The organism is Janthinobacterium sp. SUN176 (assembly GCF_030587335.1).
Taxonomy (GTDB): domain Bacteria; phylum Pseudomonadota; class Gammaproteobacteria; order Burkholderiales; family Burkholderiaceae_D; genus Janthinobacterium; species Janthinobacterium kumbetense.
This window is the reverse complement of record NZ_JAPWIA010000001.1, coordinates 2,571,138-2,594,057: the sequence shown is the minus strand read 5'-3', so window position 1 is coordinate 2,594,057 and position 22,920 is coordinate 2,571,138. Positions and strand designations below refer to the sequence as shown.

21 protein-coding genes and 1 riboswitch are annotated in these 22,920 nt (G+C 65.1%); of the genes, 14 read left to right on the top strand and 7 right to left on the bottom strand.

The window, feature by feature from the left end; genetic code table 11:
• The first annotated feature begins 127 nt into the window (after positions 1-127).
• The 8 genes from O3299_RS11695 to O3299_RS11660 all read left to right on the top strand — a co-directional run bounded on the left by O3299_RS11695 (position 128) and on the right by O3299_RS11660 (position 8,055).
• On the top strand, positions 128-1,186 hold the full coding sequence (locus O3299_RS11695) for a DUF4105 domain-containing protein (protein WP_305062374.1): 1,059 nt from the start codon (positions 128-130) through the stop codon (positions 1,184-1,186).
• An 85-nt stretch (positions 1,187-1,271) separates the two neighbouring features.
• Complete coding sequence (locus tag O3299_RS11690) at positions 1,272-2,534, top strand: DEAD/DEAH box helicase (protein ID WP_305062373.1); 1,263 nt, start codon at positions 1,272-1,274, stop codon at positions 2,532-2,534.
• Positions 2,535-2,615: 81 nt separating this feature from the next.
• On the top strand, positions 2,616-3,080 hold the full coding sequence (locus O3299_RS11685) for a hypothetical protein (protein WP_289910749.1): 465 nt from the start codon (positions 2,616-2,618) through the stop codon (positions 3,078-3,080).
• Positions 3,081-3,253: 173 nt separating this feature from the next.
• Positions 3,254-4,078 carry a response regulator gene (locus O3299_RS11680; protein WP_305062372.1) on the top strand — a complete coding sequence of 275 codons (825 nt, stop codon included), beginning with the start codon at positions 3,254-3,256 and terminating at the stop codon, positions 4,076-4,078.
• On the top strand, positions 4,075-4,407 hold the full coding sequence (locus O3299_RS11675) for a hypothetical protein (RefSeq protein ID WP_305062371.1): 333 nt from the start codon (positions 4,075-4,077) through the stop codon (positions 4,405-4,407). The genes O3299_RS11680 and O3299_RS11675 overlap by 4 nt, the downstream gene beginning before the upstream one ends.
• Positions 4,404-5,243: an HDOD domain-containing protein gene (locus O3299_RS11670; RefSeq protein WP_099667234.1), complete on the top strand. Its 840-nt coding sequence runs from the start codon at positions 4,404-4,406 to the stop codon at positions 5,241-5,243. Before O3299_RS11675 ends, O3299_RS11670 begins: the two co-directional genes overlap by 4 nt.
• A gap of 14 nt (positions 5,244-5,257) precedes the next feature.
• The gene (locus tag O3299_RS11665; protein ID WP_305062370.1) at positions 5,258-6,721 is read left to right on the top strand and encodes an ATP-binding protein; all 1,464 of its coding nucleotides are present in this window, start codon (positions 5,258-5,260) and stop codon (positions 6,719-6,721) included.
• On the top strand, positions 6,718-8,055 hold the full coding sequence (locus tag O3299_RS11660) for an HD domain-containing phosphohydrolase (RefSeq protein ID WP_305062369.1): 1,338 nt from the start codon (positions 6,718-6,720) through the stop codon (positions 8,053-8,055). Before O3299_RS11665 ends, O3299_RS11660 begins: the two co-directional genes overlap by 4 nt.
• Here the strand turns inward: O3299_RS11660 and O3299_RS11655 are convergent.
• The 6 genes from O3299_RS11655 to O3299_RS11630 form a co-directional block, all read right to left on the bottom strand.
• Positions 8,052-9,377 (bottom strand): ATP-binding protein, encoded by a 1,326-nt coding sequence (locus O3299_RS11655; RefSeq protein ID WP_289917854.1) that lies wholly within the window; start codon positions 9,375-9,377, stop codon positions 8,052-8,054. The two genes, O3299_RS11660 and O3299_RS11655, sit on opposite strands and share 4 nt — an antisense overlap.
• An 87-nt stretch (positions 9,378-9,464) precedes the next feature.
• Positions 9,465-10,136 (bottom strand): hypothetical protein, encoded by a 672-nt coding sequence (locus O3299_RS11650; protein WP_305062368.1) that lies wholly within the window; start codon positions 10,134-10,136, stop codon positions 9,465-9,467.
• The gene (locus tag O3299_RS11645) at positions 10,133-11,158 is read right to left on the bottom strand and encodes an MlaD family protein (RefSeq protein WP_099667239.1); all 1,026 of its coding nucleotides are present in this window, start codon (positions 11,156-11,158) and stop codon (positions 10,133-10,135) included. The genes O3299_RS11650 and O3299_RS11645 overlap by 4 nt, the downstream gene beginning before the upstream one ends.
• 56 nt (positions 11,159-11,214) lie before the next feature.
• Positions 11,215-12,033, bottom strand: coding sequence for an ABC transporter permease (locus O3299_RS11640; protein ID WP_369811429.1), 819 nt, complete (start codon positions 12,031-12,033; stop codon positions 11,215-11,217).
• A gap of 48 nt (positions 12,034-12,081) precedes the next feature.
• A complete protein-coding gene (locus tag O3299_RS11635; RefSeq protein ID WP_099667240.1) occupies positions 12,082-12,405 on the bottom strand; it encodes a hypothetical protein in 324 nt (107 codons plus the stop codon).
• 124 nt (positions 12,406-12,529) lie between these two features.
• The gene (locus O3299_RS11630; protein WP_305062367.1) at positions 12,530-13,405 is read right to left on the bottom strand and encodes a LysR family transcriptional regulator; all 876 of its coding nucleotides are present in this window, start codon (positions 13,403-13,405) and stop codon (positions 12,530-12,532) included.
• 134 nt (positions 13,406-13,539) lie between these two features.
• Here O3299_RS11630 and O3299_RS11625 point away from each other — a divergent pair, with 134 nt between their 5' ends.
• Positions 13,540-14,892: an MFS transporter gene (locus O3299_RS11625; protein WP_305062366.1), complete on the top strand. Its 1,353-nt coding sequence runs from the start codon at positions 13,540-13,542 to the stop codon at positions 14,890-14,892.
• A gap of 16 nt (positions 14,893-14,908) precedes the next feature.
• Here the strand turns inward: O3299_RS11625 and ribB are convergent, their stop codons facing one another.
• Complete coding sequence (gene ribB / locus O3299_RS11620) at positions 14,909-15,556, bottom strand: 3,4-dihydroxy-2-butanone-4-phosphate synthase (RefSeq protein WP_099667243.1); 648 nt, start codon at positions 15,554-15,556, stop codon at positions 14,909-14,911.
• A 94-nt stretch (positions 15,557-15,650) separates the two neighbouring features.
• Positions 15,651-15,801, bottom strand: a riboswitch (FMN riboswitch).
• A 183-nt stretch (positions 15,802-15,984) separates the two neighbouring features.
• Here ribB and O3299_RS11615 point away from each other — a divergent pair.
• The 5 genes from O3299_RS11615 (at position 15,985) to O3299_RS11595 (ending at position 22,905) form a co-directional block, all read left to right on the top strand.
• Entirely contained in the window at positions 15,985-18,828 is a 2,844-nt protein-coding gene (locus O3299_RS11615; protein ID WP_305062365.1) for a pitrilysin family protein, read from the top strand.
• A gap of 94 nt (positions 18,829-18,922) precedes the next feature.
• A complete protein-coding gene (locus tag O3299_RS11610) occupies positions 18,923-19,120 on the top strand; it encodes a hypothetical protein (RefSeq protein ID WP_010399555.1) in 198 nt (65 codons plus the stop codon).
• A gap of 144 nt (positions 19,121-19,264) precedes the next feature.
• On the top strand, positions 19,265-20,848 hold the full coding sequence (locus O3299_RS11605; RefSeq protein ID WP_099667245.1) for a methyl-accepting chemotaxis protein: 1,584 nt from the start codon (positions 19,265-19,267) through the stop codon (positions 20,846-20,848).
• Positions 20,849-20,934: 86 nt separating this feature from the next.
• Entirely contained in the window at positions 20,935-21,804 is an 870-nt protein-coding gene (locus O3299_RS11600) for a ThiF family adenylyltransferase (protein ID WP_099667246.1), read from the top strand.
• Positions 21,805-22,905 (top strand): nitroreductase family protein, encoded by a 1,101-nt coding sequence (locus O3299_RS11595; protein ID WP_305052657.1) that lies wholly within the window; start codon positions 21,805-21,807, stop codon positions 22,903-22,905.
• Positions 22,906-22,920 lie beyond the last annotated feature (15 nt).

Sequence of the window (22,920 nt, the reverse complement as noted above, 5' to 3'; positions counted from 1 at the left end):
ATTTTATTTTGGCAATATGCTCTCATGAAATAAATTAGCAGGCAAGCAATGATTGCGCTGTCGGGGCCTGTTGCCGCGGTACTTGCCTGAACGTACCTGTTCCTGCGCTTGGCCCTATAATTGCGGCATGACTTTCTTATCACATCGTGCCCGCTCCGTGCTGGGCAGTATCGGCAAAATGGCCGTTTCCCTGATTCTCCTGTTGACCGCACTGTGGGGCGCGCTGGCGCTGTGGTACCAGTTGTCCGGCGGCACGGCCGCGCAAGCCATCGGCGCGCTGCTGTGGGGCGCGCTGGGCGTGGCCAGCATCGCGCTGTGGTGGACGCGCGGCGATGCGCGCGTGCTGCTGCCGTATGCGGCCGGTTTTCTCCTGCTGCTCCTGTGGTGGAGCCTGATCACGCCGAAGCAGCAGCGCGTGTGGGCCGACGACGTGGCGCGCAACGTCACGGGCACGGTCAAGGGCAGCACCGTCACGCTGGACAATGTGCGCAATTTCGACTGGCGCAGCGACGACGACTACACGGTCAAGTGGGAACAGCGCAGCTACGACCTCGACGAGCTGCGCACGGTGGACACGGCGCTGTCGTACTGGACGGGGCCGTACATCGCGCATACCCTGATTTCGTTCGGCTTTGCGGACGGGCGCTTTTTGACGTTTTCCATCGAAATCCGCAAGGAAAAGGGCGAGAGCTTTTCCGCCATCGGCGGCTTTTTCAAGCATTTCGAGATGAGCCTGATCGCCGCCGACGAGCGCGACATCCTGCGCGTGCGCACGAATGCGCGGGGCGAGGACATGCATCTGTACCGCGTGATGATGCCCAAGGCGGCCATGCGTTCGCTGTTCCTCGCCTACCTGGACGAAGCGCAATCGCTGAAGAACCAGCCGCAGTTCTACAACACCCTGACGGCCAACTGCACCACCATCGTCTTCGAGATGGTGCGCCGTACCGTGCCGGGCCTGCCGCTCGACTACCGGCTGATGGCTTCGGGCTACCTGGACCGCTACCTGTTCGACGTCAAGGGCCTGGTGCCCGGCCAGACCTTCCAGCAGCTGCGCGATGGCGGCCACGTCACGACGCGCGCGCGGGCGGCCAACGACGACGCGGACTTTTCGCATGCGATCCGCCGCGGCATGCCGGGCTACGATGAAACGGGCCACCCGAAGCTGCAAATGCCCAGGCAGTAAGCGCCTGCTTTATACTGTCGCTATCCCGACCGGCCGCACATTGCGGCCGGTCTCACTTCATGACTAAATAATAAGAAGGCCCGCTATGCCATTTTCCTCACTGGGTCTGATTCCCGCCCTGGTCCGCGCCGTCGACAAGGCCGGCTATGCCGCGCCGACGGCCATCCAGGCGGCCGCCATTCCCGCCATCCTGCGCGGCAGCGACGTGCTGGGCGCGGCGCAGACGGGTTCCGGCAAGACGGCCGCCTATGCGCTGCCGCTGCTGCAGGCGCTGATGGCGCCCGTTTCCGGCCCGCGCCAGGTGCGCGCGCTGATCCTCGTGCCCACGCGCGAGCTGGCGGCGCAGGTGGGGCAGACGGTGCACGCGCTGGCCAAGCCGCTGCCGATCAAACTGAAGATTTCCGTGCTGTTCGGCGGCGTGTCGATCAATCCGCAGATGATGGACTTGCGCGGCGGCGCCGATATCGTCGTCGCCACGCCGGGCCGCCTGCTGGACCTGGTGCGCCAGAATGCCGTCAAACTGGGCGGCGTGTCGCTGTTCGTCCTGGATGAAGCCGACCGTTTGCTGGACATGGGTTTCAGCGAGGAAATCAACGCCATCCTGGCGCTGCTGCCCAAGCAGCGGCAAAACCTGTTCTTCTCCGCCACCTTCCCCGACAACGTGCAGGCGCTGGCCGACGGCCTGCTCAGCGAACCCGTGCGCATCGAAGTGGCGTCCGAACCGCAGGACAAGCCCGACATCGTGCAGCGCGCCATCACGGTGGACGTGCCGCGCCGCACGCAGCTGCTGCGCTACCTGATCCTGCAGCAGCAGTGGGAGCGCGTGCTGGTGTTCGTCGCCACCAAGTACGCGGCCGAACACGTGGCCGACAAGCTGCAGCGCGCGGGCCTGCACGTGGGCGCCTTCCACGGCGAATTCAGCCAGGGCACGCGCAGCCAGCTGCTGGCCGACTTCAAGGCGTGCCGCTTGCAGGTACTGGTGGCCACCGACGTGGCCGCGCGCGGCATCGACATCGCCGGCCTGCCGGCCGTCGTCAACTATGACTTGCCCCGTTCGGCCGTCGACTACACGCACCGCATCGGCCGCACGGGCCGCGCCGGCGAAAGCGGCACGGCCATCAGTTTCGTGACGGCCGATACGGAAGCGCATTTCCGCCTGATCGAAAACCGCAACGACTTGCGCATCGTGCGCGAAGTGGTGGCCGGTTTCGAGCCGACGGAGCTGCCCGCGCCCGTGAATCCCGTCACCGACACGGTCAACGGCGGCGTAAAAGGCGCGCGCAAGAGCAAGAAGGACAAATTGCGCGAAGCGGCGGCCCTGGCGGCAAAGGCGGCCGAGGGCAATTAAATCCACCTTATGTGCGCTAGCCGCTTGAACGGCCACGTTTCCCGGACTAAGATTGTGTTTCTATAAAGCAAGGGGACGTGCATGCACAGGATCATGATCAAACGGGCGGCCGCTGCCGCCTGCCTCGCGGCGCTGGCCGCTTGCGCCGGCATGGGCGGCAACCATGGCACGTCCGGCATGCAGATGCCGGGCAAGACGCCGGCCGATGCCGCCGTGGCCGCCACCTGGTACAACCCGCCCAGCGAATTTCCCGGTATTTGCCTGACCCAGTTCAAGGATGGCAGCCTGCGTTTCGACGGCGGCTTCGCCTTCTTCAATCCAGGCCGCTGGGCCTATGATGGGGCCACGTCCGAACTGCGTTTGCAGCTGGCGCCGACCCCGTCGCTGGAACTGGCGCACGCGCAAACGGTGCTGCACCAGAACCTGCTGAGGGTCGAGGCGGCCAGGAACACGCTGGTGTACGCCGTGAAAGCCGACACGCAAGCCATCGGCCTGGGCGGCTTTGTGTTTTACCGCGACACGCCGTGTCCGGCACGGCGCGGATAAGTGCCGGATAAATGCCGGATAAGTGCCATAGAGGAATATTTAGTCGTATAATTTCAAGGCAGGCTGGCTGCCGCGCAAGACTCTCCCGCGCGGCAAATCCCCCCTCCAGGCAAGCTCCGATATCGCCGCGGCGATGAGAGGATGGTCCGATGGATGTGCACGATGAGCATGGTATGCCAGGGACTGTGGCGGCGGACGCCGTGGCGCCGCCGCGCACCTTGCTGCTGGTCGATGACGAGCCGAATATCCTCGCTTCCCTGAAGCGCCTGCTGCGGCGCGACGGTTACCATATTTTGACGGCCGCCAGCGGCCAGGAAGGGCTGGAAGTGCTGGCCAGCCATGCCGTCGACGTCATCGTGTCGGACCAGCGCATGCCCGGCATGCTGGGCGCCGACTTCCTGCGCAAGGCCAAGCTGCTGTGTCCACAGACCATCCGCATCATGCTCTCGGGCTATACCGAATTGCAGGCCGTCACGGACGCCGTCAACGAGGGCGCCATTTTCAAGTTTCTTACCAAGCCCTGGGAAGACCATCAGCTGCGCGAGCATATCGCCGAAGCGTTTCGCCTGAAGGGCATCGACGACGACAATGTGCGCCTGAATGCGCAGTTGCGCGACGTCAACCAGGCGCTGGCCGCGGCCAATACCGCCATGCAGGCGCTGGTGTGCCAGCAGCAGCACCAGATCAGCCGCGATGAAGTCAGCCTGGGCATTGCGCGCGAAGTGCTGCAATTCCTGCCGCTGCCCGTGATCGGGCTCGACGAGGACGGCATGATCGCCTTCATCAACGGGGCGGCCGCCAGCCTGTTCGAACGGGGCGCGGCCTTGCTGGGCAACGAGGCGGCGATCGTCCTGCCGCAACTGTTCGACGGGCAGGCCACGCCCCGCCTGGCCGCCATCGATGGCCAGCCGTATGTCGTGGCCGTCCATCCGATGGGCTTGCATTCGCGCTCGCGCGGCAGCCTGGTCACCCTGAGTCGTCATGGAGTGGGTACATGAGTACATGCGGACGCGAGATTTCCATGGAGCAGGCGCAGGAAGGCATGGTGCTGGCGCAAGCCTTGAACGACGCCAGCGGCGCCGTGTTGCTGGCCCAGGGCGCCACGCTGACGGCGGCGAACCTGACGGCCTTGCGCAGGCGCAATGTGGAGCGCTGCCACGTCGTCATGGACGAGGAGCCGGACCCCGCCGCGCAGGCGCATGCCGAGCAGGAACGGGCGCGCCGCCTGGAGCGGCTGGCCGTGCTGTTCCGCGCCACGCCGCCCGACTCCGCGGGTGCGGAACTGCTGACGCTGCTGCAGCGCTACCGGCAAGGGGGCGCGGCATGACACGCCTCAGTTTTGAACACATCATCCGCCAGATCCAGGAACTGCCCTCGCTGCCGGTGGTGGTGCTGGAACTGCTGTCGAGTATGGACCAGGACGACACGGACGTGCATGTGCTGGCGCAAAAGATCGAACTGGACCAGGCCCTGGCCGCAAAGACCTTGCGCATTGCCAACTCCTCGTTCTACGGCATGCAATCGAAGGTCACCAGCATTCCGCAAGCCGTTTCCGTGCTGGGCTTTCACAGCATCCGCACCGTTGTCACGGCCTGCGCCCTGACGGGCAGCTTCGCGCCCGTCAGCGGCGGCTTCGATTTCCAGGCGTTCTGGCGCCACTCGCTGGCCACGGCCATCGCCGCGCGCCTGCTGGCGCCGCACTTGCGCGTCAATCCCGAAACGGCGTTCACGGCGGGACTGCTGCACGACCTGGGCACCCTGGTGCTGGTGACGCGCTTCCCGGCCGAGCACGCGCTCGTGCGCAGCCACCGCCAGGCGCAGGATTGCCAGATGGCCGAGGCGGAACTGGCCGTCATCGGCATCGATCACGCGCAGGTGGGCAGCGCCCTGGCCGCTTACTGGAAGTTTCCCGCCGCGATACAACAGGCGGTGGCCGACCACCACGCCATCGACCGCCTGGACGCGGGCGGCTTGCCGCTGGCCGTGCACCTGGCCAATGCCGTCGCCCTGGCGCTCGACTTGGCCGGCGTCGACGATGCGCTCGTGCCGCCCCTGTCGCCCACGGGCTGGCGCAGCGTCGCCCTGGACGAGCCGGCCTGGCTGGCGCTGCTGCGGCAAACGGAACACACCTTCGATGAAATGTCGCGGATCATGCTGGCATGAACAGGACTGAGGCCATGGACACAGAAGCAGGGCAGGCACTGCCGGCCACGCCGGAACGCCGCAAGACCGATTCCATCGCGCTGTCGGCGTTTTTCGACGGCCATCCCGTGGCCACGTTCGCCATCGACACGGACCACGTGATCACGCACTGGAACAGCGCCTGCGAACAGTTGACGGGCTTCACGGCCGCCGAGATGGTCGGCACGCGCGACCACTGGAAGGCGTTTTATCCGCAGCCGCGCGCCTGCCTGGCCGACTTGCTGGTGGCCGACGATATCGCATTCGGCGAAAATGAACTCTATCTTGGCAAGCTGAAGCGCTCTTCCGTGATCCCCGGCGCCTACGAAGCCGAGGACTTCTTTGCCGATATCGGCCCCGACGGCCATTGGCTGCATTTCACGGCGGCGCCCCTGCGCGACCGCCAGGGCTGCCTGGTGGGCGCCATCGAAACCCTGCGCGACGTCAGCGAGCGGCGTCTGGCGGAACTGGCGCTGCGCAAGGCGCACGACAACCTGGAACATCTGGTGGCCAAGCGCACGGCCCAGCTGGCTGCAATGAACGAGCGCCTGGCCGACGATATCCGCCAGCGCCAGATCGCCGATCTCGAGTTGCGCGAGCGCAACCTGGCCTTGACGGAATTGAACAGCAAGCTGTCGCTGGCCCAGCAAAAGCTGCTGCAGTCGGAAAAGCTGGCCTCGATCGGCCAGCTGGCCGCCGGCGTGGCGCACGAGATCAATAATCCCATCGGCTATGTGTTTTCCAACGTCGGCACGCTGGAAGGCTACCTGGACGACCTGTTTTCCATGCTGGACGCCTATGAGGAAGCCGAGCCGGCCGTCGCCGACCCCGTGGTGGCGGCGCGCCTGCGGGCGCTGCGCGAGCAGATCGACCTGGATTTCCTGCGCACCGACATACCGCTGCTGATGGGCGAATCGAAGGAAGGCATTGCGCGCGTGCGCCGCATCGTGCAGGACTTGAAGGATTTTTCGCGCACGGACGCGCACCAGGAGTGGGTCTGGGCCGACTTGCGCCAGGGCATCGATACCACGCTCAATATCGTGAACAACGAGGTCAAGTACAAGGCCGACGTGGTGCGCGAATATGCCGACATTCCCGATATCGAATGCCAGCCTTCCGAGCTGAACCAGGTGATCATGAACCTGGTCGTCAACGGGGCCCACGCCATGGGCGAGGCGCGCGGACGCATCACCCTGCGCACGGGCAGCGACAACGCCACGGAAGTGTGGATCGAGGTCGAGGACACGGGCGGCGGCATCGCGCCCGAACACCTTTCGCGCATCTTCGACCCCTTCTTCACCACCAAGGCCGTCGGCAAGGGCACGGGGCTGGGCCTGTCGCTGGCCTACACGACGGTGCAGAAACACCACGGCCGCATCGACGTGCGCAGCGTCATCGGCCGCGGCACCACCTTCCGCATCACCTTGCCCGTGCGCCAGGCGCAGGCCGTCGCACCATGACCGAACAGGACAGCATGAGCATCAGCACCAGCGCCAGTACCGCGCCACCCACCATCCTGTGCGTCGACGACGAACCGAATATCCTGTCGTCGCTGCGCCGCCTGTTCCGCCCGCACGGCTACCGCGTGCTGACGGCCGAGAGCGGCGCGGCCGGCCTGGCCCTGCTCGAGAGCGAGACGGTGGACCTGGTCATCTCCGACATGCGCATGCCGCACATGGATGGCGCGCAATTCCTGGCCCAGGTGCGCCGGCGCTGGCCCGGCACCATGCGCCTGCTGCTGACCGGCTATGCCGATATCCAGTCCATCCTCGACGCCATCAACCAGGGCGAGATCTACCGCTACGTGACCAAGCCCTGGGACGAGAACGATATCGTGCTGGTGGTGCGCCACGCGCTGGAACGGCGCGCGCTGGAAGAGGAAAAACGGCGGCTGGAAGCGCTGACGGCCAGCCAGAACGTGGAACTGCAGGCGCTCAACGCCAGCCTGGAAGCGAAGGTGGCCACGCGCACGCAGCAGCTGAAACTGTCGCACGACGAGGTGCAGGCGGCCAACGAGCGCCTGAAGGCCACGTTCGTGACGACCATCAAGGTGTTTTCCAACCTGATCGAGATGCGCGGCGGCAAGCTGGCTGGCCATGCGCGGCGGGTGGCGGAGCTGTCGCGCAAGCTGGCGCAGGCGCTGGGCCTGGACGGGCAGGAGGCGCGCGACGTGTTCATCGCGGCCCTGCTCAAGGATATTGGCAAGCTCAGCTTGAGCGACGACGTGCTGGAATTGCCTGCCAGCGCCTGGACGGGAGATCAACTGGCCGCGTTCCGCAAGCATCCGCTGCGCGCCGAACAGCTGCTGATGGCGCTGGAGGAATTGCGCGCCGTCTCCGTGATCCTGCGCTCGCAGCTCGAGCGCTTCGACGGCGGCGGCTTTCCCGATGGCCTGGTGGGCCTGGCCATTCCGCTGGGCGCGCGCATCCTGGCGCTGGCGTCCGATTACGACGGCTTGCAGATCGGCGCCATGGTGCAGCGCAGCCTGCGCGCCGACGAGGCCCGCAGCCTGATCTACGACAGCGTCGGCAAGCGCTACGACCCGGCCGTGGTGGCCGCCTTCCGCGGCATCATGGAAGAGACGGAACCGCCGGCGCGCGACCTGACGGTGCTGTCGGGCCAGCTGGAGCCGGGCATGGTGCTGTCGCGCGACCTGATCAGCCGCGACGGCCTGATGCTGCTGGCGGCCGAACACGTGCTGACGGCCCGCGTGATCAGCCAACTGCTCGACTTCGAAAGCAAGAATGGCGGGCGCCTGAGCATCCGCGTGTACGCGCCGCCGAAAGACGCCTAGGCGTTCGTGGCGCCCGGCGGCTGCAGCGGCAGGTGCACGGTAAAGCGCGTGCCGCGGCCCACTTCCGAGGCCACGTCGATGCGTCCGCCGTGCTTGTTGACGATGCCGTACGACAGCGACAGGCCCAGGCCCGTGCCGCTGCCCACGGCCTTGGTGGTGAAGAACGGCTCGAAGATGCGGTTCAGGTGCTCGGGCGCGATGCCGGCGCCCGTATCGCCGATCTCCACCCATACCCAGTCGTCCGCGTGGCCGGTGCGGATGCTGATCACGCCGTCGCTGCCGATGGCCTGGCCCGCGTTGACGAGCAGGTTCATGAAGACCTGGTTCAGCTGCGAGGCCAGGCATAGTATCGGCGGTAGCTCGCCATAGTGTTTCTCGATGCGCGCCTTGTATTTCAATTCGTTGGCGACGATATTCAGGGTGCTGTCCAGGCCCGCATGCAGGCTGGCCACTTGCCAGTCCGTCTCGCCCACGTGGGAAAAATCCTTCAGCGCCTGCACGATGTCGCGCACGCGTTTGAGGCCATCCATCGATTCGCGCACCAGGTCGCCGATGTCGTCCTGCAGGAAGGCCAGGTCAGCCTGCGCGCGCACCTGGGCCACCCTGTCGGCCAGGGCGGGGCCGTCGAGCGGCTCGCCCATCGCCGCCTCGTATTGCGCGATGACGTCGAAGAGGGTGCCGACATAGCCTTGCAGCGAACTCATGTTCGAATTGACGAAGCCGATCGGGTTATTGATTTCATGCGCGATGCCGGCCGCCAGCTGGCCGATGGACGCCATCTTTTCCGATTGCAGCAGCTGGTCGTGCGCTTCCTGCAACTTGCTGATCAGTAGTTGCTGCTCTTCGCCACGCGCCTGCAGCATCGCTTCCATGCGCTTGCGTTCCGTGATGTCCGTCAGCGAGCCGATCACCTCGAACGGCACGCCGTGCTCGTCGCGCACGAGGCGCAGGCTGTCGTGCATCCACAGATAGCTGCCGTCGCGCACGCGAAAACGGTATTCATAGGCGCGCGCGCCTTCGACGAAGATCTGCGCCAGGCTGGAAAAGATGCCGGGCGCATCGTCGGGGTGGATGTGGTCGAACCAGAAATTGGGGTCGGCCACCATTTCCTCGGGCTGGTAGCCCAGTACATTGAGGGCATTGTTGCTGACGAACGTCATCTTGAAGTCGCCGCTGGGCACGGTGCAATAGATGATGGAGGGGGTATTGTCGAGCAGGTATTGCAGGCGCACGGCCGTGGCGGCCGAGGCGTCATCGCCAGGCGCCGACCCGGCATGCCGGCCGGTATCGGGAGTGGAAAGGTCGAAATCCTCGAACTGCATCGTCACACCTCGCTGCCTGCACGGCCTTGATGTCATCCCCGCTCGATTATGCCTGATTCTGCCTGCCCTGGGCCGCCAGCGGCGCGCTCAGGGGGCCAGCGGCTGTTCGACGATCGCCATGCGCCGCGCGATGCGCTGCGCCGCCTGCGTATCGCCCGCCTGTTCGGCGCGCAGGCGCTGCACGCCCAGCCACGCCAGCAGCGGACGCCGCCAGCCCTGGTCCGAGGCGGTGGCGACGGCCGTATCGAGCAGCTCCGGCGTGGCGCGGCTGGCGCGCAGCAGCACGCCGGCCGCCACCAGCTGCGACAGCGGGTCCTTGATGGCGGCCACGGCGCTGGCGGCGGCCGTGTCCGAGCCGGCGCCGGCGGCCGCGCGCTGCGCTTCCGGCAGCAGGGCGACGTCGGCCGTTTGCGCCTTGCCGGCCAGCCAGGCCGCATACGCGCGGTCGGCGGCCGTCGCGTCGGTTTGCAGGGCGTCAAAGCCTGCGCAGTCCTCGAAGGCCAGGCTGGCCACGCGCGTGGCGCAGCGCAGCAGTTCGATGCGCGCCACCAGTTCGAGCTTGCCCGTGCCCGCCACCTGGCTGCGGGCGCGCCGGAATTCCGTCTGTTCGACGAGGGCGTTGCCGTTCAAATACGCCGCCTGAAACCGTTCGACGGAACTTTGCGCATTCATTTTCCAGTCCGGCACGGGCGGGCCGCTGGAACAGGCGGCCAGCGCTGTCATGGCCAGGGCAGACAGGAGGATATTGATATTTCTCATGGCAGTTTGATCTCCGGATTGCGCTTGAATGGCCACTTGCGGTTGATTTCATTGACCAGCTGCTCGACCTTGCGCAGATTGCTTTCCACGTCCGCGCGCAGCGGGCCCAGGTCGGCCGTGGCCGCCTTGGCGTTGGCGCCCACGGCTTGCGCCTCGACCAGCACGGCGTCGACTTTTTTCAGGCTGTTGCGCGTGTCGGCCAGCAGGGCGTTCAGCTGCACGATGGTTGCCTGCGCATCCGTCATGACGCCCTTGTCGCCGAAGACGCGCGTATCGGCATTGGCCACCAGGCCATCCGTGCGGCGCGCCAGCTGGTCGGCCGTGACCAGCAGGGCGTTGGCCCGCTCGATCAGCAGGCGCGACTGCTTGTCGTCGCCCGTCAGCAAGCCCATGGCCCCGCCCGGACCGCTCAGCTTGCCCGTCACGGCCTGCACGTTGCGCATGGTGCCGTCGAGCGCGGAATCGCTGCCCGTCAGGTTGCCCAGGTTGTTCAGCAAGTCCTTGGCGGCGGCCAGCAGGCGGGGAATTTCCGCCGCCATGTCGCCCACCAGCAAGTCGCGCGTGGCGTCGTCAGGCAGGGGAGGGTCCGTCAGGATGCCGCTGTAGGCGCGCAACTTGGCGCCGCCCACGATGCCCCGTTCCAGGGTGAAGATGGAGCTGGTGCGCAGCCAGTGCGCGTCCTTGCGCGGCACGTCGATGATGACGCGCGCGCGCCCGTCCGGCGCCAGCTCGATGCGCTGCACGCGGCCGATGGGAAAGCCGGAAAAGGTCAGGTCTGCGCCCACGCCGACGCCGTCCGAATCGTCGGCCGTCAGCACCAGCGTCTGCGTCGCTTCGAAGGCGCCGCGCGCATACATCAGGTAGACGACGGAGCCGACCACCAGCACGAACATGAAGACGAGCAAAATGGCCGCCTTCAGTTCCGCGTGGCGCACGGGCGGCGGGGCGGGCAGGACGGCATCTTGCGCGACACCGGCGGGCGCCGTCACGTCGACCTGGTCGGGATTTTGGGGTTGGCTCATGGCTTCTGGCTCTCGTTTGGGTGGTTCGGGGATGGCTGGCGGCGGCGGGCGGGGCATCAGTAGTAATTGCCCATCAGCGAAGCCACTTCGACCAGCAGGATGACGGAAAACAGGCGCAGCATTTCAGACAGGCCATGCGCGGCCCACAGGCGGTTGCGCCGGCCGTGCGGCTCGTCCGGATAGTAGGAAGAGGCCAGCGGGATCAGGGCCACGGCAAAGCTGAAGAAGATGACCTTGAGCATCAGGATCAGGGCCACGGCCGGATTGAAGATCTGTCCCACGACGCGCGTATAGCCCTGCAGCGCCCACGGCGTAAAACCGTAGATGGTGATGTAGGCGAGGATCAGCGAGGTGACGCAGCTGACGATGGCCAGCATCCACACGGCAAAGATGCCGGACATGACGCGTGGAAAGTATTCGCGGCGCAGCAGGTCGACGCCCTGGCGCTGCATGGTATCGAGCATGCCGGAAGAGCGCATTTGCGCAAACGCAATGCCGTCGGGCAAAGTCAGGCGCAGCGCGACGAACAGGGCGGCCGTCAGCGGGATCAGTTCCAGCACCAGCACGCGCACCACCATTTCCAGCGCATAGCGCGACAGGCCATAGCTTTGCGCGCTGACGACGACGATGCGGATGAGCACCAGGCTGACGAGTGCGCAGGCGACGCTGAACCACACGAGGTTCGGCGCCGTGTTCGTCACGAGGCGGTGCGCGAGGATGGGGCGGTTGTCGCGGTTATAGCTCGACGGCGACAGGGCCAGCGAAAACACGAGGATGGCGAAATGCAGCATGCGCCACCAGCTGACCAGCCAGGCCATGGTGGCCCGGTGCAAACGGCGCAGGCTGATGATGAGGGAGACGGATAGGGTCATCATGGCATCTTAACATCAGCCCGGCCCGGCAAGCACGGCTAGCGTGCGCGGCTATCCGAACAGGGCGAAGCCGGCCATCACGACCATCAGCACGGCGATGTATTGCATCGGAATCCAGAACAGGGTGTGGCGCTTGCGCAGGATGACTCTTTCCTGCGTGGCCGGGTCGATCAGTTCGCGTCCTGGCGCGTTATTCAGGCGCACGCCCGCATACCAGCTGGCGGCGGCTGCCAGCAGGAAGGCCAGGGCCAGGGTCCATGCGTGGCTCTTCGTGTATTCCTCGCCCAGGGTGGCGCCAAACAGCGCTTGCGCAGCCACTACGACGATGAAACAGATCAGGGGGGCGAGTATGCCGAAGCCTTGCCAGATAAGCATAAAAATTCTCCAGTGGATTGAGGGAACCCGCGGCGGCGTGGCGGTGGCTGTGCCCGGCGGGGTTGCGGATTCTATCAGACTTATCAAAAAGAAAGTTTCTTCTCAGCACTATTGTGCGTGGCTGTCATGCGGTGCTGGCGGTGGCCACGCTGGCGATGATGGCATCGGCCGCTGCGCGCACGCGGGCAGAGCGGTTCAGGTCGGCATGCATGACGAGCCACACGTCGTAGCTTTCCGCCCGCTCGGGCCAGATGCGCACGAGCAGCGGGTCGATATCGCCCAGGTGCGTGGCCAGTTCGGCCACGCCCAGGCCCGCGCGCGTGGCTTCCTGCAGCATCGCCGCCGAGTTCACTTCCATGGCCACCCGGGCGTTGGCGACGGATTCGCCGGCCAGTTTTTCCGCGTGACGGGGCGCCACGGAATGGTGGTAGATGACGATGTCGTGTCCGGCCAGCGCCGTGCCGCGCACGGGTTCGCCCCGCTGCGCCAGGTAGCTTGTTGACGCATACAGGCCCAGGCTGCGCTTGACCAGGTGGCGCGAGATCAGGTCCGGGTCGGTGGGGCGCACGGCGCGCACAGCCAGGTCCGCTTCGCGCCGCGTCAGGCTGGCCAGCTGCGGCGCCACGTGCAGCACGATGCGGATGTCCGGGTGCGCCGCGTGCAGCCGCTGCATGGCGCGGATGACGAAATGGCTGGCCATGGTGTCCGTGGTGGCCACGCGCACCAGGCCGGACAGGCGGTTGTCGACGCCCTGCATCTCGCGTTGCAGCTTGTCGGCCGCCCGTTCCATCGCTTCGGCCGCGTTCAGGGCCAGCACGCCGGCCGGCGTGGGCACGTAGCCGGACGGCGTGCGCAGGAACAGGGTGGCGCCCAGCGAGCTTTCCAGCGCGGCCAGGCGGCGCCCGCACGTGGCCTGGTCGATGCGCAGCAGGGCGGCCGCACCGCGCAGGGTGCCGGCCCGGCCGATGGCCAGAAAGATGCGCGCGTTATCCCAGTCCATAAGCCCAATCCATGATGTGTTCCCCTGTCGTTATCGTGATGCATTTTTGAATCACGGTGCTGATTTTATGCCTGTTTACTGCATTCTTCAACACTCGCATAATGACTGCCCCCCCGTCCCTGCAAGGAAATACCATGCCTGCCCCCACACCACTCCTGCTGACCCTGGCGTTCGGCTTCGTCATGGCCATGCTCGACGTCACGGCCGTCAACGTGGCGCTGTCCGATATCGCGCTGGACCTGGCCATACCGCTGACGGGCCTGGTGTGGGTGGTCGACGGCTACACCCTGACGTTTGCCGCGCTGCTGCTGGCCGGCGGCGCGCTGGCCGACCGCTACGGGCCGAAAGCCGTGTACCAGGGCGGCCTGGGCGTCTTCATTCTCGGTTCGGTGCTGTGCGGCGCCGCGCCCGACGGGCATTTCCTGACGGCCGCGCGCCTGCTGCAGGGCGCGGGCGCGGCCCTGTTCATGCCCAGTTCGCTCAGCCTGTTGACGCACAGCTTTGAAGACGAGCGCGAACGCACGCGCATGCTGGGCGCCTGGTCGGCGCTGGTGGGCGTGGCCGGCGCGTCCGGCCCCTTGATCGGCGGCATCCTCGTGCACCAGTTCGGCTGGCGCAGCGTGTTCTGGGTCAACGTGCCGCTGGGTGTGCTGGCCATCGTCATGGCGCAGCTGTTGCTGGCCGCGCCGGCGCGCCAGCCGCGCGATCTATCGCTGTTCAGCCATGCGCTGGGCGTGGCGGCGCTGGCGGGCCTGAGTTTCGTGCTGATCGAAGGTCCCGTGCTGGGCTGGCTGTCGCCGGGCGTGCTGGCGGCGGGGGCCTTGACGGTGCTGTCCGCCGGGCAATTGCTGCGGCGCGAGCGCAGCGGCAGCCACCCGCTGTTGCCGCGCGCACTGTTTCACAGCAGCAGCTTCGGCGCGGCCAATGGCGTGGGTTTCCTGATCAATTTCTGCGTGTTCGGCCAGCTGTTCTTGTTGAGCTTGTTTCTGCAGCAGTCGGGCGGCGCCGATGCCTTGCAGTCGGGCTTGCGCCTGCTGCCCATGATGGCGGCCTATACGGTGGGAAACTTTATGGCGGGAAGTATTGCGGCGCGTCATGGCACGCGCTTGCCCATGCTGCTAGGCTTGCTGGTAGGCGCTGGCATGGCTTTGCTGCTGATGGCCTTGCGTCCCGGCACGCCCTATTTCCTGCTGGCGCTGGGCACGGCCGTGATGAATGTGGCCGTCGGCATCGCCATTCCCGCCATGACGGCCACCGTGATGCGGGTGGCCGGCAAGCAGCATGCGAACAGCGCGGCGGCGGCCTTGAATGCGAACCGGCAAATCGGCGCGCTGGTGGGCGTGGCCCTGATCGGCAGTATCCTGCACATGGTGCCGGACTGGTCGCTGCGCCTGCCGCTGGCCTACGCGACGATCGCCGTCGCGTATGGCCTGGCGGCGGGCCTCGTCTACCGCCACGTGCATTTGCCGAAGGCCGTGGCCGCCTGAAGATTGGCTTGACGGATTATTGCCCGCGCGTGCTGCGCCACTCCACCAGTTCTTCGATGGTCAGGATCGGCATGCCGTGCAGTTCGGCGAAGCGCTCGATATCGTCGCCGCGCATCATGGTGCCGTCCGGGTTCATCAGTTCGCACAGCACGGCGGCCGGGTTCAGGCCCGCCATGCGCGACAGGTCGACGGAGCCTTCCGTGTGGCCACGGCGCTCGAGCACGCCACCGGGCGCGGCGCGCAGGGGGAAAACGTGGCCAGGGCGCACCAGGTCGGCGGGCTTGGCGTTCGGCGCGATGGCCGCGCGGATGGTGGTCACGCGGTCGGCGGCCGACACGCCCGTCGTGACGCCGTCGCGCGCCTCGATGGAGACGGTGAACGGCGTGCCGTAGCGGCTGCCGTTGTCGGACGACATGGGCGGCAATTCCAGCGCGCTGACGACGTCCGTCGGCAGGCACAGGCAGACGATGCCGCTGCATTCGCGGATCAGCAGGGCCATGGTTTCGTTCGTCAATTTCTCGGCCGACAGGATCAGATCGGCTTCGTTTTCACGGTCGAAATCGTCGAGCAGGATGACGGGAATGCCGGCGCGCATGGCGGCCAGGGCGGATTGGATGCGACCTTCCAGGTCGTTGGAAAGCAGGGTATAGCTGTTGACTAACATGGTGAAACGCTCCTCGCATAGGCGAAAAACGCTGCAGGGCAAGCGAATAGACGCAACTGGCCGCATCGCCGTGGCGATGGGACATCACACTACTGCACATCTTCTTTCATCCGGACTATACCGTCGGCTCTGGAGTCACACCAGATCTGCTGACCTCGCCAAGCGGTGCCTGGAAAGCGCTCGCGGGCTTGACCGTTGCCGGTCTTACCGCCGGTGGGGAATCGCACCCCGCCCCGAAGACGTCGTTGTGCCGGTCCACATGACCGGCGGCAACACTTTAGCACAATTGAAAAAAGATGGCAGGGCACTGTTGAGTTTGTCATTCGACAAAGTTGCCTGGGAAAAGCAGTTTTTCCTAAGCTGTTTTTAATGGCGGAAACAGGATTTCAGTGTAAGGTATGCCTACTGAATCTTACCGTTGAGAATACATGAAGCTGAGTAAATTACGCCTGATCTCGGGCGCCGTCTTGCTGGCGTGCGCCTGCATGGCCCAGGCAGAAATCCGTTTGAGCGATCCCTTGCCGCTGGCACCAGAAGTGACCGTTGGAAAATTGCCGAACGGCTTGACCTATTACATCAAGAAAAATGCCCGTCCCGCGCAAAAAGTGGAATTGCGCCTGGTGGTGAAAGCCGGTTCCATCCTGGAAGATGACGACCAGCAAGGCCTGGCCCACTTCACGGAACACATGGCCTTCAATGGTTCCACGCATTTCAAGCGCAATGAACTGATTTCCTATTTGCAATCGATCGGCGTGAAGTTCGGCGCCGACTTGAACGCCTACACGAGTTTCGATGAAACCGTGTACGTGCTGCCGATTCCGACGAACAAGAAGGAAAACCTGGAAAAGGGTTTTCTCGTGCTGGAAGACTGGGCGCATGGCTTGAAATTCAATCCGGCCGACATCAACAGCGAGCGCGGCATCGTGCTGGAAGAGGCGCGCCTGGGCAAGGGCGCCAGCGACCGCATGAACAAGGTCCTGTATCCGAAGCTGCTGAACGGTTCGCGCTATGCGGAACGCATGCCGATCGGCAAGGAATCCGTCTTGAAAACGTTCAAGCCGGAAGCCATCAAGCGTTTCTACAAGGATTGGTATCGTCCCGACCTGATGGCCGTGGTGGTGGTGGGCGACGTGGAGCCGAAACAGGCTGAAAAACTGATCCAGCAGCATTTCGGCAAGCTGAAGAACCCGGCGAAACCGCGTCCGCGCCTGTATGCGGAAGTGCCGCAGCGGGCGCAAACGGAAGCGCTGGTGATCACGGACAAGGAAGCGCCGGACGACGCGGTCTTCATCCGCTACCCGATCCGCGCCGCGCAGGAGCCCGTCACGATTGCCGACTACCGCCGCCAGATGATCGAAAACCTGTACGGGCAAATGCTCAGCGCGCGCATGCAGGAATTGACGCAGCAGGCGAACCCGCCGTTCATCCAGGGCGGCAGCAGCATGGGCAAGCTGGTGCGCGGCTATGAATCGTTCAGCGCGTATGCCTTGCTGGGTAAGGGCGGCGTGCAGCCGGCCGTCGATGCGCTGGTGCAGGAAGATGAGCGGGCGCGCCGCTTCGGTTTCAGCCAGGATGAGCTGGACCGCGCGCGCAAGAACATGCTGCGCAATTACGAGCGTGCGTACAGCGAACGCGACAAGTCCGATTCGAGCGGTTTCGTGGCCGAGTATTCGCGCAACTTCCTGGAGCAGGAAGCCATCCCCGGCATCGCCAATGAATTGCTGTATGCGCAGGAACTCTTGCCGCAGGTAACTTTGCAGGAAATCAACGAGACGGTGGCCAAGGTGATTCCCGACCAGCAAAAGAAACTGGTGGTCTTCATGGGCGCCGAGCCGAAAGCGGGCGATGCGGCCTCGGTGGTGCCGACGCAGCAGCAATTGCTCGACGCCGTGGCGAAGGCCGAGCAGCAGACCATCGAGCCGCGCACGGAAAAAGTGCTCGCCAGCAAGCTGATGGATGGCCCGCCGGCCGGCGGCAGCATCGTCGCGGAAAAGTTGAACAGCGCCATCGGCGTGACGGAACTGACCCTGGGCAATGGCGTGCGCGTGCTGCTCAAACCGACTGACTTCAAGAATGACCAGGTGCTGATGGGCTCGACCCGCTTCGGCGGCCAGTCGCTGTTCGGCGACGCCGACATCTACAACGCCCGCTACGCCAGCGCCGTGGTCGGCAGCATGGGCTTGAAAGACCTGGCGCCGCTGGACTTGCAAAAGGTGTTGGCCGGCAAGACGGTCAACGTGGGCGCTTCGCTGGGCGAGCTGAGCGAAGGCTTCGGCGGCTCGGCCAGCAGCGCCGACGTGGAAGCCATGCTGCAATTGGTGTATTTGTATTTCCACGACGTGCGCAAGGATGCGGGCCTGTACCAATCCTTCATCGGCAAGCAGCAGGACCTGGCGAAAAACAGCATGGCGCAGCCGGAAGCCGCGTTTTACGATGCCATCCAGCACGCCATGTATGGCGACAACCCGCGCGTCGATGGCGTGCCGCGCGTGGCCGATTTCGACAAGGTGGGCCTGGACCGCTCGCTGGACATCTTCCGCCAGCGCTTTTCCAGCGCGCGCGACATGACCTTCATCTTCGCGGGCAGCTTCGAGCTCGACAAGATCAAGCCGCTGATCGCCAGCTACCTGGGCACCTTGCCCGTGGCCGAGGTGCCGCACGCCTACCGCGACGTGGGCATGCGCCCGGTGACGGGCGTGGTCAAGAAGGATATCTACATGGGCAGCGAGCCGAAGAGCACGATTTCCATCACCTTCAATGGCGACGTGGCGTATTCGGACGAGCAAAAGCTGACCTTGCAGGCGCTGGGCGAGGTGCTGAACCTGAAAGTCATCGAAGTGCTGCGCGAAAAGATGAGCATGATCTATGGCGGCGGCTTCGAGACGTCCATGGGCCAGCATCCGTATGGCCATTATTCCGTGGCCCTGAACTTGCCGACGGGACCGGAAAACGTGGACAAGGTGATCGCCGCCGCGTTTGCCGAAATCAACAAGATGAAGACGGACGGGCCATCCGCGGCGGACCTGGAAAAGGTCAAGCTGAACTGGATCACGCGCCAGCAGAAATCCTTGCGGGAAAATAATTACTGGATGAACCAACTGATGGGTTCGGTAACGCAGGGCCGCGATCCCGCGTACCTGCTGCGCTACGAGCAGCGCGTGCGGGCCCTCACGCCGCAAGCCGTCAAACTGGCGGCGCAGCGCTACCTGGACATGCACAATTATGTACAGGTAGTCCTGTATCCGGAACGCAAGAACGTTGCAGCCAAGTAAGCTTCATTGTTGAACTGCGGGAGCGGCAAGGTGGCGAAGCTGTTAAACTGCCGCTGATGGATGTGATCGCAATTTAACAAGCAAGGACTGTACGATGGCTAAGAAAGAAGAACTCGATCCGGAAACCCTGGAATTGATCAACTGGTGTATCGAGGTCGAAGGCTTCCTCGTGGCCGGCGGCGCCACCGTGGCGCAGGCGCAGGACCATATCGAAGAGCAGGTCGAGTGGTTCACCGACCAGTTCTACGACGGCTTGACGCCGGAAGAGGCGGCCAAGGAAGCCTTGGCCTGACCTGTCAGTCAGACTTCAGCAAGACATATGCGGGCGGTGCCTGCCGGGCATCAGCCTGGTAGCGCCGCCCGCTTTGCTTTTCTGAAAAGATTTCCACATGGAAATTATTTATAATTCCACATTTTATTCTTTACCCAGGCTCCCATGACTCTCCGTTCGCGCATTCTCCTCCTGTGTTTCAGTACCTTGCTGGGCATCGTCCTCATCGCTTCCTTCTCCCTGTATTCGCTGCGCCAGACCATGATGGCGGAAAGGGTCGAGCAATTGACGGTGCTGGTGGAATTGGCCAATGCCTCGGTGGAAAAGGCGTATGCGCTGGAACAGTCGGGCAAGCTCACGCGTGAGCAGGCCCAGCAGCAGGCCAAGCTGGCCATCGGCAGCTTCGTCAAGGACGAGATGTATTATTTCGTGCGCGATTTCAGCACGGACTTGCTGTACGTCCACCCCAATCCTGCGCGCATCGGCACGCCGCAAAAGAACATGAAGCAGTCGGGCGACCGCTACCGCGTGGCCCTCGCTACCAGCCGCATCGGCCTGGTGCAGGCGGATGGCACGCGTCCCGGCGTGAAGGACCCGGTGGCAAAAATGTATGCCGTGGTGAAATTTGCGCCGTGGGATTGGCTGATCGGCACGGGCACGTATATCGATGACATCAACCACAAGTTCTGGGCCCAGGCGGGCGTGCTACTGGCCATCGGCGGCGCGCTGATGCTGGTGGTGGGCGCCCTGGCGGCCCTGATGCTGCGCCGCATCCTGGGCCAGCTCGGTGGCGAACCCGACTATGCAGCGGCCATCGTGGCGCAAATCGCCCAGGGCGACCTGACGACGCAGATCGATACGCGTCCCGGCGATACATCCAGTCTGTTGATGGCGATCAAGGCCATGCGCGATAACCTGGCGCACCTGGTGAGCCAGGTGCGCAACGATGCGGAATCCATTTCCACGGCATCGGGCGAGATCGCTTCCGGCAACCACGACCTGTCGGCGCGCACGGAGCAGCAGGCGGGTTCGCTGGAAGAAACGGCGTCGACCATGGAAGAAATGACCTCGACCGTGCGCCAGAATGCGGACAATGCGCGCCAGGCCAACCAGCTGGCCATTTCTGCCTCGCAAGTGGCGAGCCAGGCGGGCGGCGTGGTGAGCCAGGTGGTCGACACCATGGGCGCCATCAATGCCTCGTCGAAGAAGATCGGCGACATCATCGCCGTCATCGACGGCATCGCCTTCCAGACGAATATCCTGGCCCTGAATGCGGCCGTGGAAGCGGCGCGCGCGGGCGAGCAGGGCCGTGGTTTCGCCGTCGTCGCCAGCGAGGTGCGCAACCTGGCGCAGCGCTCGGCCGCGGCCGCCAAGGAAATCAAGCAGCTGATCGACAGTTCCGCCGAGCAAGTGGGCGCCGGTGAAAAACTGGTGGCGCTGGCGGGCGAGACGATGGAAAAAGTTGTTTCCAGCGTGCAGCATGTGACCGATATCGTGGCCGAGATTTCCTCGGCCAGCGCCGAGCAAAGCGCCGGCATCGAACAGATCAACCAGGCCATCGTCGAGATGGACAACATGACGCAGCAAAACTCGGCCCTCGTCGAGCAGGCGTCGGCGGCGGCGCAAGCGATGAACGAGCAGGCGGCGGGGTTGGCGCAGATCGTCAGCGTGTTCAAGGTGGGCGCAGCGGCGCCGGCGGCGGCAGCACTACAGCGCAGCGTGCCTGCGGCGCGGCGCCTGACGCGCTAAGCGCTTTTTTCTGTCATTGGGGAACTTAACCCCGGCTCACCTGTCCAACTTTCTTCGTCCGCAAGGGATGCACAGAAGAGGTGAGCATGACAGACGGTTTTTCGTATCACGCGGCGTTCGCCCGCAACCTGGGCTGGGTCACGCAAGCGGAGCAGGACAGCTTGCGCGGCAAGCGCGTGGCCATCGCCGGCATGGGCGGCGTGGGCGGCGTGCACTTGCTGACCCTGGCCCGGCTGGGCATCGGCGCCTTTCACATCGCCGATTTCGACACCTTCGATATCGCCAATTTCAACCGCCAGGCCGGCGCCATGGTGTCCACCCTGGGCCAGCCCAAGGTGGCGGTCTTGGCGCAGATGGCGCGTGATATCAATCCCGAACTTGATATTAAACAATTTCCAGACGGCATACACGACAGCAACCTGGCCGAGTTCTTCGCCGGTGTCGACCTGTATGTGGACGGCCTGGATTTCTTCGCCTTTCCCGCGCGCCAGGCCACCTTCGCCACTTGCGCCCGCCTGGGCATTCCCGCCATCACGGCCGCGCCGCTGGGCATGGGCACGGCCGTGCTCAGCTTCCTGCCGGGCGGCATGACGTTCGAAGAATATTTTGGCTGGGGCGACTTGCCCGAGGAAGAAAAAGCCCTGCGTTTTCTCGTCGGGCTGGCGCCGGCCGGCTTGCATGCTCGCTACCTGGTCGACCCGTCGGCCATCAACCTGAAGGAGCGGCGCGGGCCGTCGACCATCATGGGCTGCCAGCTGTGCGCGGGCGCGGCCGCCACGGAAGCCTTGAAGATCCTGTTGAAGCGGGGCAAGGTGATGGCGGCGCCGCACGGCATGCATTTCGACGCCTACCGCAACAAGCTCGTGCATACCTGGCGTCCTGGCGGCCACCGTCATCCGTTGCAGCGCCTGACGATGGCCATCATCCAGCGGCGCCGCGCTGCACAGGGGGCATAAATGGCGCAAGCACCGCAGATCGATCCCGTGCTGGAAAACATTCTCGAGCAGGCGCGCTGGGCGCCCAGCGGCGACAACACGCAGCCGTGGCGCTTTGAAGTCGTGGCGCCGCGCCATGTCGTCGTGCACGGTTTCGATACGCGCAGCCATTGCGTGTACGACCTCGACGGCCATCCCAGTCAGCTGTCGCTGGGCGCCTTGCTCGAAAGCATGGCTCTGGCGGCCAGCAGCCACGGCTTGCGCATGGAAGCGCGCCGGCGCCTGTCCATGCCCGACACCCTGCCTACCTTCGATGTGCGCCTGGTTGACAGCCCCGGCATGCCGCCCGATCCGCTGGCGGCCTTCTTGCCGCAGCGCAGCGTGCAGCGGCGCCGGCTCAGCACGCGCAGCTTGCGCGCCAGCGAAAAGGCGGCGCTGGCGGCCAGCTTACCGTCCGGCTACGGCGTGCAGTGGTTCGAAGGCAGGCGCGCGCGCCTCGCCTGCGCGCGGCTGATGTTCGACAATGCGAAGCTGCGCCTGACCATGCCGGAAGCGCACAAGGTGCACCGCGACGTGATCGAGTGGGGTGCGCGCTACAGCACCGACCGCATCCCGGAGCAGGCGCTGGGCGTCGACGCGATGACGGCGCGCCTGATGCGCTGGGTCATGCACAGCTGGCGCCGCGTGGAGTTCTTCAATACCTGGCTGGCGGGCACCGTCGCGCCGCGCCTGCAGATGGACTTGCTGCCGGGCCTGTATTGCGCCGCCCATTTCGTGCTGCTGGCTGACGCGTCGCCGCGCCACATCGACGATTACGTGGCGGCCGGGCGCGCCATGCAACGCTTCTGGCTGACGGCCACGCAACTGGGCCTGCAATTGCAGCCGGAACTGACGCCGCTGATCTTCGCCCGCTATGTGCGCGAACGGCGCGCCTTTTCGCGCACCGATGGCCTGCAGGAGCTGGCGCAGGCACTGGCCGTGCGCTGCCAGGCCGTGCTGGGGGCGGCCGCGTTGGATCGGGCCGTGTTTCTCGGGCGCATAGGCGCCGGCCCTGCGGCCAGTGCGCGCTCGCTGCGCCGTCCGCTGCAAGACTTGCTGGTGGCGCCAACGGCGGGCCAGTGAGGCGCGCGTGACGCC

What these genes read in the sequence shown, in the direction of transcription:
- O3299_RS11615 (WP_305062365.1), top strand. Translation starts at nt 15,985, where the DNA reads ATGAAGCTGAGTAAATTACGCCTGATCTCGGGCGCCGTCTTGCTGGCG.
- O3299_RS11630 (WP_305062367.1), bottom strand. Translation starts at nt 13,405, where the DNA reads ATGGACTGGGATAACGCGCGCATCTTTCTGGCCATCGGCCGGGCCGGC.
- O3299_RS11605 (WP_099667245.1), top strand. Translation starts at nt 19,265, where the DNA reads ATGACTCTCCGTTCGCGCATTCTCCTCCTGTGTTTCAGTACCTTGCTG.
- O3299_RS11640 (WP_369811429.1), bottom strand. Translation starts at nt 12,033, where the DNA reads ATGATGACCCTATCCGTCTCCCTCATCATCAGCCTGCGCCGTTTGCAC.
- O3299_RS11695 (WP_305062374.1), top strand. Translation starts at nt 128, where the DNA reads ATGACTTTCTTATCACATCGTGCCCGCTCCGTGCTGGGCAGTATCGGC.
- O3299_RS11675 (WP_305062371.1), top strand. Translation starts at nt 4,075, where the DNA reads ATGAGTACATGCGGACGCGAGATTTCCATGGAGCAGGCGCAGGAAGGC.
- O3299_RS11650 (WP_305062368.1), bottom strand. Translation starts at nt 10,136, where the DNA reads ATGAGAAATATCAATATCCTCCTGTCTGCCCTGGCCATGACAGCGCTG.
- O3299_RS11670 (WP_099667234.1), top strand. Translation starts at nt 4,404, where the DNA reads ATGACACGCCTCAGTTTTGAACACATCATCCGCCAGATCCAGGAACTG.
- O3299_RS11660 (WP_305062369.1), top strand. Translation starts at nt 6,718, where the DNA reads ATGACCGAACAGGACAGCATGAGCATCAGCACCAGCGCCAGTACCGCG.
- O3299_RS11610 (WP_010399555.1), top strand. Translation starts at nt 18,923, where the DNA reads ATGGCTAAGAAAGAAGAACTCGATCCGGAAACCCTGGAATTGATCAAC.
- O3299_RS11680 (WP_305062372.1), top strand. Translation starts at nt 3,254, where the DNA reads ATGCCAGGGACTGTGGCGGCGGACGCCGTGGCGCCGCCGCGCACCTTG.
- O3299_RS11655 (WP_289917854.1), bottom strand. Translation starts at nt 9,377, where the DNA reads ATGCAGTTCGAGGATTTCGACCTTTCCACTCCCGATACCGGCCGGCAT.
- O3299_RS11600 (WP_099667246.1), top strand. Translation starts at nt 20,935, where the DNA reads ATGACAGACGGTTTTTCGTATCACGCGGCGTTCGCCCGCAACCTGGGC.
- O3299_RS11665 (WP_305062370.1), top strand. Translation starts at nt 5,258, where the DNA reads ATGGACACAGAAGCAGGGCAGGCACTGCCGGCCACGCCGGAACGCCGC.
- O3299_RS11685 (WP_289910749.1), top strand. Translation starts at nt 2,616, where the DNA reads ATGCACAGGATCATGATCAAACGGGCGGCCGCTGCCGCCTGCCTCGCG.
- O3299_RS11645 (WP_099667239.1), bottom strand. Translation starts at nt 11,158, where the DNA reads ATGAGCCAACCCCAAAATCCCGACCAGGTCGACGTGACGGCGCCCGCC.
- ribB (WP_099667243.1), bottom strand. Translation starts at nt 15,556, where the DNA reads ATGTTAGTCAACAGCTATACCCTGCTTTCCAACGACCTGGAAGGTCGC.
- O3299_RS11625 (WP_305062366.1), top strand. Translation starts at nt 13,540, where the DNA reads ATGCCTGCCCCCACACCACTCCTGCTGACCCTGGCGTTCGGCTTCGTC.
- O3299_RS11595 (WP_305052657.1), top strand. Translation starts at nt 21,805, where the DNA reads ATGGCGCAAGCACCGCAGATCGATCCCGTGCTGGAAAACATTCTCGAG.
- O3299_RS11635 (WP_099667240.1), bottom strand. Translation starts at nt 12,405, where the DNA reads ATGCTTATCTGGCAAGGCTTCGGCATACTCGCCCCCCTGATCTGTTTC.
- O3299_RS11690 (WP_305062373.1), top strand. Translation starts at nt 1,272, where the DNA reads ATGCCATTTTCCTCACTGGGTCTGATTCCCGCCCTGGTCCGCGCCGTC.